Below are 8818 nucleotides of genomic sequence, written 5' to 3'. Positions count from 1 at the left end.
GTTCCCATCTCGAACACAGTAGTTAAGCTCATAAACGCCGAAAGTACTTGGCTGGAGACGGCCTGGGAGGATAGGAAGTCGCTGATTAAGCAAAAGACACACCTGAGGGTGTGTCTTTTTTTTATAATAGGATTATTTAATTTTCATATTTCATCATATCTATGCCAATATCGAATTTGACTTTCAATATCAATATATTATATCCTTAAATTAATTCTAATTTTGTGAATTAATATCATTTGTAGTTTGAGGAGAATTGTATGAAAGTAAAACGTCTAATAGGTGTAGCTGCATTAACAATGGGGCTATTTGGAGTTCTTGGTTGTGGTAGTTCTACGACAGAAGTTCAGAATCCAGAGCAATTAACATTTGCTAATTTTCGCGATATTCGTGATTTAAACCCTCATTTATATGCAGGTGAAATGTATGCACAGGAAATGCTATATGACACATTAGTACAGATTACTGATACTGGTTATGGCCCTGGTTTGGCAGAGTCTTGGGATATTAGTGCTGATGGTTTAACATATACATTCCACATTCGTCCTAATATGAAATTCTCTGATGGGGAGGTATTAGATGCGAATGCTATTAAAGCAAACTTTGATGCAATTTTAGATAATCGTTCTCGTCATACTTGGCTTGAATCCCTTGATTTGATTACCAGTTATGAAGCAACAGATGCGAATACATTTGTTATTAAGCTTTCAAAACCATATTATCCATTATTAACAGAGTTAGGTGTTACGCGTCCATTTGCGATGATTTCTCCTAAATCTATGAAAAATGGTACTACAAAAGATGGTGTAACTAGTTATGTAGGTTCTGGCCCATACAAATTAACAGAAGTAGTAACTGATAAATATGCTGTTTTTGAAGCAAATGAAAATTATTGGGGAGAGCAGCCTAAAATTAAGAAGATTGTTGTAAAAGTTATTCCTGATAATCAAACTCGTATTTTAGCTCTTGAAAAAGGTGAAATCGATTTAATTTATGGTAAAAATATGGTTGATCCTGATGCAATGAGAAAGTTTAAAGACTTGAAAGGTTTTACCGCAGATGTGTCGAAACCTACATCTACTCGTCAAATCGTAATTAATACGACGAAACCTGGTCTAAATGATAAAGCAGTACGTTATGCATTGCAATATGCTACGAATAAACAAAAAATTTCTGAAGGCATTTTCTATGGTTTAGAACCAGCAGCAGATACATTGTTTGCTACGTCTGTTCCATATGCAAATGTAGGATTAAAGCCATATGAGTATAGTGAGGAAAAAGCTAAATCTACATTGTCTGAGGCTGGCTATGTATTAGGTGCAGATGGGATTTATACTAAAGATGGAAAGCCATTGGAGTTTAACCTCTTATATAATGCTGATAGTGTAACAGAGAAAAATATTGCAGAATTCTTGCAAGCTGAATATAAGAAAGTTGGTATTAAGCTGACTATTAAAGGTGAAGAAGAACAATCTTATCGCGATAATATGAAAGCTGGTAACTTTGACTTGGTATTTAATATCTCTTGGGGCACACCATATGATCCACAATCATCTTTGTCTGGTATGAGACGTCCAGTATATGGTGATTATGCAGCGCAACAAGGTTTAGCGGATAAAGCGGAAATTGATAATGCTATTACAGAAATTTTGACATCTACTGACGAAACTCGTCGTCAAGAGTTATACAAATTTGTATTAACTCATCTCCATGAAGATGCAGTTTATATTCCAATTACATATGAAACAAATAAAGCTGTTTATAATAACCGTGTAAAAGGGGTTCACTTCATGCCTACCCAATATGAAGTGCCATTTGCTTCTATGTCTCTTGAAAAATAATTGTGTATCTCAGTTTATATTTTATTATCTTAGATACAAATTGAATAAGGCTATTGTAGAGCTTTCTACAATAGCCTTATTCCCATGTAAAGGAGAAGTTTATGTTTAGTTATATCCTACGGCGTACATTAACGGCTATACCATTGCTCTTAGCTATTTCATTTGTTTGTTTTATTTTCATTAATTTAATCCCTTCTGATCCAGCTGAAGTTGCTTTGCGGGTGCGTCAAACGCCAATAATTACACCTGAAATGATAGCCCAAGTTCGTTTAGAACTAGGGCTAGATGAGCCATTTTTAGTTCGCTATTGGTATTGGCTAGTGAATTGTTTGCAACTTGACTTTGGCGTGTCTTATGTCAATCCTACACGTACTGTGTTGAGTGAATTTGAGAGAGCTTTGCCATCCACACTTGTGTTGGCATTGACATCTTTAGTATTTGTTATCGGTCTAAGTGTACCTATTGGCTTTTTTTGTGCTGTTTATAAAGATGGTTTGTTTGATCGGATTATGAGGGGATTCGTATTTATTACGACATCTATGCCAGCATACTGGATTGGGTTGTTACTCATTTGGATTATTAGTATTAAGTTAAATTTGTTACCTACTAGTGGTAGTGCGAGCTGGAAACATCTTGTTTTACCAGCTTTCACAGTCAGTTTAACGTATATCTCTACATATATCCGATTGATTCGCAATAATATGTTAGAAATTATGAGAGAAGATTTTGTCACTTATGCTACAGTGCGAGGTGTGAAACGACATATTATATTAACTAAGCATATTTTAATGAATTCTCTACATACCTGTATTGTAGCTATTGGTATGAGTATTCCTCAACTGATTTCTGGTACTATCGTTGTAGAGAATGTGTTTGCTTGGCCTGGGTTGGGACAATTATGCATTAGTTCTATTTTTAATCGAGATTATCCGATTATACAGACTTATGTTTTATTCGTAGGATTCTTATTTGTTGTATTTAATTTACTATTTGACATTATTCAACATATTGTGGATCCACGATTGAGAAAGGAGTAAATGATGATTGCCTTATTAATGCGTAATCGGTTAGTAGTGGGGCTAGCTAGTTTTATTGGTGCTATCGCTCTTATGGGCATTTTTGCACCATGGATTGCTCCTTATGATCCGTATACTAATGATATTTTAATTAAATTTGCTCCTTATTCTTTAGAGCATCCTTTGGGGACTGACCATTTAGGTAGAGACATTCTGTCACGCCTTATTTATGGTATTCGACCAACTCTGTTTTTATCGCTGTTAACCATGATTGCCACAATTAGTTTAGGGGCATTTATGGGGCTTGTTTCAGGTTATTTCCGCGGTTTTCTTGATGAAGTGATTATGCGCCTTGTAGATATGATGTTGTCATTTCCAAGTCAAATCATGATTTTTGCAGTTATTGCTTTACTTGGTGTAGATGTACAAAATATCATTATTGCTAATGTAGTTATAAAATGGGCTTGGTATGCACGTCTGATTCGCACGAAGGTTATGCAATATAGAGACAGAAATTTTATTTTGTATTCTCGTTGTATAGGGAGTAAAGAATCTTTTATTTTAGGGCGCCATTTATTGCCTAGTATTGCCTCTGAAATTGCAGTTCTCGCTAGTCTCGATGTAGGTTGGACCATCATTAATATTTCTACATTATCTTTCTTGGGCCTTGGTATTCAAGCGCCTTTGCCTGAATGGGGGGCTATGCTCAATGAGGCAAAGAATGTATTAACTATTAATCCTATGCAAATGATTGCTCCAGGTGTAGCTATTGTAATCCTTGTATCAGCCTTCAACCTCTTAGGTGATGCAATCCGGGATGCGTTGGATCCAAAGGAGGTTCAATCGTGAGTCAAACTATTTTAGACGTACAACATTTACATATCAATTTTGTACAACGTGGTCAGAAAAAACAGATAGTGCAGGATATATCCTTTTCTGTGAAAGCTGGTAAGTGTTTAGGGATTTTAGGTGAGTCTGGTTCAGGCAAAAGTATGACTACTAAAGCTATACTAGGGTTGTTGAACCATGATTTTCAAATTTCTGGCATGGCACATTTTGAGGGGCGAGATTTATTAGCATTAGGTGATTGTGAATTACGGATGTTGAGAGGCTCTGCTATTGGTATGATTTTGCAGAACCCGATGACTTGTTTTGACCCGTTGTATAAAATAGGTAATCAAATTTATGAAACCTTTGATGCTCATGGGTGTTACCTAAAACAGGAATATAAGGAACGGGCTTTAGCTATGTTGAATGCAATGTGCATTCATGAACCGGAGGGGGTGTTGGAAAAATTCCCCCATCAGTTATCTGGTGGTATGTTACAGCGGGTTATGATTGGTATAGCTATGAGTATGAATCCAAGATTACTTATATGCGATGAACCGACTACAGCTATCGATAGTATTACTCAATACGAAATTATTAATGAGTTTAAACGTATTAAAGAAGCGAGTCGTGTAGGTATGGTATTTATTACACATGATATAAGCGTTCTTTCTCATATTGCCGATGAAATTATTGTGCTTAATAAAGGTAAACTCGTCGATCATGGTACTGTTAGTGATATATTTCAACAACCAAAGGACCCATACACCAAGCTATTGATTGAAAAGAAGTTAGCTGTTGCTGAATATTATAAATCAATTTTACGAATAGGGGAGGTAAGATAGATGATAAAACTAGATCATGTATGCGTACACTTTCCAAAATCATCAGGGCATTTTATTTTCAAAAAAACGTATCAACAAATTTTGTATGATGTATCTTTTGATGTTAAAGAGGGGGAGTGCTTAGGGATTCTGGGTGAGTCTGGCAGTGGTAAAAGCACGTTAGGTCGTGTTATATGCTCATTGCTACAACCTTTTAAAGGTTCTATATCGATTGATAGTGTAGAATTATATACAAAAAGAGGGGCTTTAGAACCAGGTACATTGGCAGTTGTATTCCAAGACTATACGACATCTGTAAATCCTCGTTTTACCGTACGAGATATCATTAATGAATCATTTATCGTTTTGTTTAGGCGGACAGGAAAATGTATTGATGTAGAGCAAGAAGCAGTTCGTTTATTAAAATTGGTTGGTTTAGACGAAGAGTTTTTATACCGCTATCCCCATCAACTATCGGGAGGGCAGTTGCAGCGAATATGTATTGCGCGAGCTATTGCGGTGCAACCAAAGGTAATCTTGTTTGATGAAGCCATTAGTTCTTTAGATGCACATACGCAAGTGCAAGTTATGGATCTCTTAAAGGATATTAAGAAGCAATACAACTTTACCTATATCTTCATTACCCATGATTTACCATCTGTTACTTATCTTTGTGATCGTGTATTATTTCTATATAAAGGTCGGGTAGAAGAAGTGATTCCTGTGGAAGATATGAGCCATGTTACTAGTGATTATGCTAAATCTTTATTGCATTCTATCTTGGATATTAACATGTAACATATAATCATCTCTTAAACATATATTATGTCACTATATATGAGAATCAGACTATAGAGTATTATGTAGTTAATTACATAATGTCATAGTAGTCTGGTTCTTTTTCTTTACCTTCCCTTTATATTATGCTATCCTCGATAAGTAAGTATGAATATAGAAATGCAATGTCAGAGAGGTTTTATGATGAAATCGATGTGTGGCACTTTTATAAAGTGGATTGCTATTGTTAGTAGCGTAATCGTGTTAAGTGTGATAATTTTATTAGGTAGTATATGGTATATATCGTCAGATTATAAACTTTATGGAGTGCCGGTATTAAATTATCATCAAGTGAATGATGTTAATATATCGCCTTTAACTATACCTGTACAGGTTTTTAAAGAGCAAATGGACTATTTGCATCGCAATGGATATCACACTATTACTTTAGATGAGCTTTATGATTATATAGTGCATGATGCACCATTACCAGATAAGCCTGTTGTCATTACTTTTGATGATGGTTATATTGATAATTATGAGCATGCAATGCCAATTCTTAAGTCGTATAACATGAAGGCTACTTTATTTATGATTAGTGATGCTGTTAATACGCCTCGATTTGTCTCTATAGAACAAATGAAAATGATGGAATCCAACAATTTCACTATAGAAGGGCATACGAATCATCATCATATTTTGACGCATGTGGGGAGTCAAAATTGGGAAGATGAAATTAGTGGTGGTAAAAGGAGTTTAGAAGGATTGGTGGGAAAAAAGATTTCCTATTTAGCTTATCCTGGTGGATTTAATAATGGGGGAATACAAGCCATTACAAAGAATAGTGGTTATAAGATGGCTTTCACCGTAGAGCCAGGGACAGTAAAGCCGGGACAAAACTTGTATGCTTTGCCGAGGATTCCTATTTTTGAAAATGATACGACGTATATATCGTTTTTAATGCGCCTTCATTGTGCTCCTTTTGTGGCAGTTACATGGCAATGGCGAGATGATTTGCTCCGTAATGGGCATATTACATTAGCAGAACTAGTTCCATTATTTTAGGAGGTTATATGTCACACGAGACCGTACAACGCCCTTTAGGGATAGCTATTTTAACCGTATCTGATACGCGTACTATAGAAACTGACAAGGGAGGCAATACAGTGGAGCATTTTGTGCTTGCTGCGAATCATAGTGTTAAAGACCGTGCTATTGTTATAGATGATTATAATAGTATCCGCAATACCTTAATTCCTTGGTGCAATGATGAGTCTATAGATGTCATTATTACGACAGGTGGAACAGGTATTGCTGCTCGTGATGTGACCATTGAAGCGGTGAAATCTTTATTTGAAAAACAAATTCCTGGATTCGGTGAAATTTTTAGATACTTATCCTATACTGAAGATATTGGTACAAAAGCTATTGCATCACGTGCTGAAGCAGGAGTAAACACAAACACCTTGATTTTTTCAATTCCTGGCTCCGTTGGTGCTGTTACTTTGGCGATGAGCCAATTAATCATTCCTGAAATGCCACATTTAGTGAGAGAGATTACAAAATAGTAGTACTAATATTTTATTAATCAGTGATAATTAATTTGCAAGCCATTCTTTTGTATATTGCAAGATGATTTTTGAAGTAAAACTAGGAGCGTTCTTAGGTCCATGCTATAATAAAATTGTAATTGTAGAAGCTTGATGTATCAGGAGGATCTCTATGGCTTTTAAATTAAAAGGTAAAGAAGAAAAGTTTTTTAGTATCTTGGAAAATCATGCTAGTTTGACTTATGAAAGTGCGGAAATGATGGAACGTGTTTTCAAAGGTGAAGTATCGAAAGAGGACGCATTCCTTGAAATTGATATTAAAGAAAAAGCTGCTGATGAATTAGTAAATGAAACAGTAGAGCGTTTACGAAAAACTTTCATCACTCCAATGGATCGCGAGGATATTCAATTACTCATTGATCAATTAGATACTACATTGGATAATATCAAGGAAATTATGGATAAAATGTTGATGTACCATGTAGGGAGTCCTAGCGATGGGGCTGTTCGCATGAGTGAAATCATTGTGAAATGTGTAAAGCACATCAATAAATCTATCGGTTATATGGGAAGCTTGAAAAAAGATCATGTTAAGGTAGAAGGCCGTGTGCATCAAGTATTGAAATTAGAATCTGAAGCAGATAATATTTATCACGAAGAAATGGCTAAACTCTTTACAGAGTGCAAGGATCCTATTGAAATTATCAAATGGAAAGAAATTCTTAGCGCTATGGAAGATGTTATCGATGGTTGTGAAGATTTGGTGGGTACATTCCGCCGGGTGGTGTTGAAATATGCTTGATCACTATTTAGTATGGGCCGTCGTATTCTTTGCATTAGCTTTTGATTACATCAATGGTTTTCACGATACAGCGAACGCTATTGCTACATCTGTATCGACTCGTGCATTAGAACCTAAAAAAGCTATTATGCTCACTGCAGTACTTAACTTTTTAGGTGCCATGGTGAGTACTGGTGTTGCTAAAACGATTGGTGGCGATATTGTTATGTCCGCTGATCTTATCAATAGTGGGATTATCTGTGCCGCTTTGGTTGGTGCTATCGTATGGAATCTACTCACGTGGTGGTGGGGAATACCTAGTTCCTCATCGCATGCCTTAATTGGTGGCATTATTGGTGCAGTTGGCATTTCTGTAGGTTTTGATGCTTTAAATGAACAAGGGATTATTAAAATCTTTTTATCCCTAATTGTATCTCCCATTGTGGCTATGGTGGGTGGTTACATTGTGATGAAACTGTTACTTCTTATTTTTGGTCGATTTTCTCCTATTACGTTAAATGATCAATTTAGACGCATGCAGATTTTATCTGCTACTTTAATGGCTTTCTCTCATGGATCCAATGATGCACAGAAGGCGATGGGGATTATTACCCTTACCTTATTGAGTGGTGGTTATATTGATACTTTAGATGTACCTATGTGGGTGAAATTGGCTTGTGCTACAGCGATGGCGCTTGGTACAGCTGCAGGGGGATGGAAAATCATCTCTACTATGGGAACTAAAATTTTCAAAATTGAAACTATTAATGGTTTTGCAGCAGATTTAAACTCTGCTATTACCATTTTTACAGCTACATTCCTTCACTTGCCAGTAAGTACGACTCACGTAGTGAGTGGTTCTTTGCTTGGTGTTGGTTCTTCTAAACGTGTAAAAGCTGTAAACTGGGGGGTTGCTAGATCTATGGTAATGGCATGGTTTGTTACGATTCCACTGTCAGGTTTAGTAGCTGCTATTGCCTATTTAGTAGGTCATATCTTGTTTGGCTAATACAAATTTTATACTACATGAAGAACTACTGTATAAAATATATGCTTCTATTCTGTATGAATAGGGTGGATATTATTTATATAGTAGTTCTTTTTATATATTTTTTTGATTTTATTAAAAGTACACCATTGCAGTATTGTTTTTCATAGTTTATACTAAAGATAGTAATACGTAAGTCCAAGGTAGAAGGAA

Annotated in this window: 9 protein-coding genes and 1 rRNA gene; all 10 read left to right on the top strand. The window is 35.8% G+C overall.

Annotation, left to right across the window (positions count from 1 at the left end; all coding sequences use genetic code 11):
* Nucleotides 1-87 (top strand): 5S ribosomal RNA (rrf, locus tag EO120_RS07945); the annotation flags it as partial.
* Between the two features lie 173 nt (nucleotides 88-260).
* A complete protein-coding gene (nikA, locus tag EO120_RS07940; protein ID WP_127134946.1) occupies nucleotides 261-1841 on the top strand; it encodes a nickel ABC transporter substrate-binding protein in 1581 nt (526 codons plus the stop codon).
* A gap of 101 nt (nucleotides 1842-1942) precedes the next feature.
* A complete protein-coding gene (gene opp1B / locus EO120_RS07935) occupies nucleotides 1943-2878 on the top strand; it encodes a nickel/cobalt ABC transporter permease (RefSeq protein WP_127134945.1) in 936 nt (311 codons plus the stop codon).
* A gap of 3 nt (nucleotides 2879-2881) precedes the next feature.
* Nucleotides 2882-3706: a nickel/cobalt ABC transporter permease gene (opp1C, locus tag EO120_RS07930; RefSeq protein ID WP_127134944.1), complete on the top strand. Its 825-nt coding sequence runs from the start codon at nucleotides 2882-2884 to the stop codon at nucleotides 3704-3706.
* Nucleotides 3703-4530: an ABC transporter ATP-binding protein gene (locus tag EO120_RS07925; RefSeq protein WP_206512485.1), complete on the top strand. Its 828-nt coding sequence runs from the start codon at nucleotides 3703-3705 to the stop codon at nucleotides 4528-4530. Before opp1C ends, EO120_RS07925 begins: the two co-directional genes overlap by 4 nt.
* Nucleotides 4531-5307, top strand: a complete 777-nt coding sequence (locus EO120_RS07920; RefSeq protein ID WP_127134942.1) for an ABC transporter ATP-binding protein — start codon at nucleotides 4531-4533, stop codon at nucleotides 5305-5307. It begins immediately after the preceding gene.
* Nucleotides 5308-5487: 180 nt separating this feature from the next.
* Nucleotides 5488-6351 carry a polysaccharide deacetylase family protein gene (locus tag EO120_RS07915; protein ID WP_241234920.1) on the top strand — a complete coding sequence of 288 codons (864 nt, stop codon included), beginning with the start codon at nucleotides 5488-5490 and terminating at the stop codon, nucleotides 6349-6351.
* Between the two features lie 8 nt (nucleotides 6352-6359).
* Entirely contained in the window at nucleotides 6360-6854 is a 495-nt protein-coding gene (locus EO120_RS07910; protein ID WP_127134941.1) for a MogA/MoaB family molybdenum cofactor biosynthesis protein, read from the top strand.
* Nucleotides 6855-7008: 154 nt separating this feature from the next.
* Nucleotides 7009-7638: a DUF47 domain-containing protein gene (locus tag EO120_RS07905; protein WP_127134940.1), complete on the top strand. Its 630-nt coding sequence runs from the start codon at nucleotides 7009-7011 to the stop codon at nucleotides 7636-7638.
* Nucleotides 7631-8626, top strand: a complete 996-nt coding sequence (locus tag EO120_RS07900) for an inorganic phosphate transporter (protein WP_127134939.1) — start codon at nucleotides 7631-7633, stop codon at nucleotides 8624-8626. Before EO120_RS07905 ends, EO120_RS07900 begins: the two co-directional genes overlap by 8 nt.
* Nucleotides 8627-8818 lie beyond the last annotated feature (192 nt).

The organism is Veillonella caviae (assembly GCF_003992125.1).
In the GTDB taxonomy this organism is placed as follows: Bacteria; Bacillota; Negativicutes; order Veillonellales; family Veillonellaceae; genus Veillonella; species Veillonella caviae.
This window is presented reverse-complemented; position numbering and strand designations above follow the sequence as displayed.

What these genes read in the sequence shown, in the direction of transcription:
- nikA (WP_127134946.1), top strand. Translation starts at nt 261, where the DNA reads ATGAAAGTAAAACGTCTAATAGGTGTAGCTGCATTAACAATGGGGCTA.
- opp1B (WP_127134945.1), top strand. Translation starts at nt 1,943, where the DNA reads ATGTTTAGTTATATCCTACGGCGTACATTAACGGCTATACCATTGCTC.
- opp1C (WP_127134944.1), top strand. Translation starts at nt 2,882, where the DNA reads ATGATTGCCTTATTAATGCGTAATCGGTTAGTAGTGGGGCTAGCTAGT.
- EO120_RS07915 (WP_241234920.1), top strand. Translation starts at nt 5,488, where the DNA reads ATGATGAAATCGATGTGTGGCACTTTTATAAAGTGGATTGCTATTGTT.
- EO120_RS07920 (WP_127134942.1), top strand. Translation starts at nt 4,531, where the DNA reads ATGATAAAACTAGATCATGTATGCGTACACTTTCCAAAATCATCAGGG.
- EO120_RS07910 (WP_127134941.1), top strand. Translation starts at nt 6,360, where the DNA reads ATGTCACACGAGACCGTACAACGCCCTTTAGGGATAGCTATTTTAACC.
- EO120_RS07900 (WP_127134939.1), top strand. Translation starts at nt 7,631, where the DNA reads ATGCTTGATCACTATTTAGTATGGGCCGTCGTATTCTTTGCATTAGCT.
- EO120_RS07905 (WP_127134940.1), top strand. Translation starts at nt 7,009, where the DNA reads ATGGCTTTTAAATTAAAAGGTAAAGAAGAAAAGTTTTTTAGTATCTTG.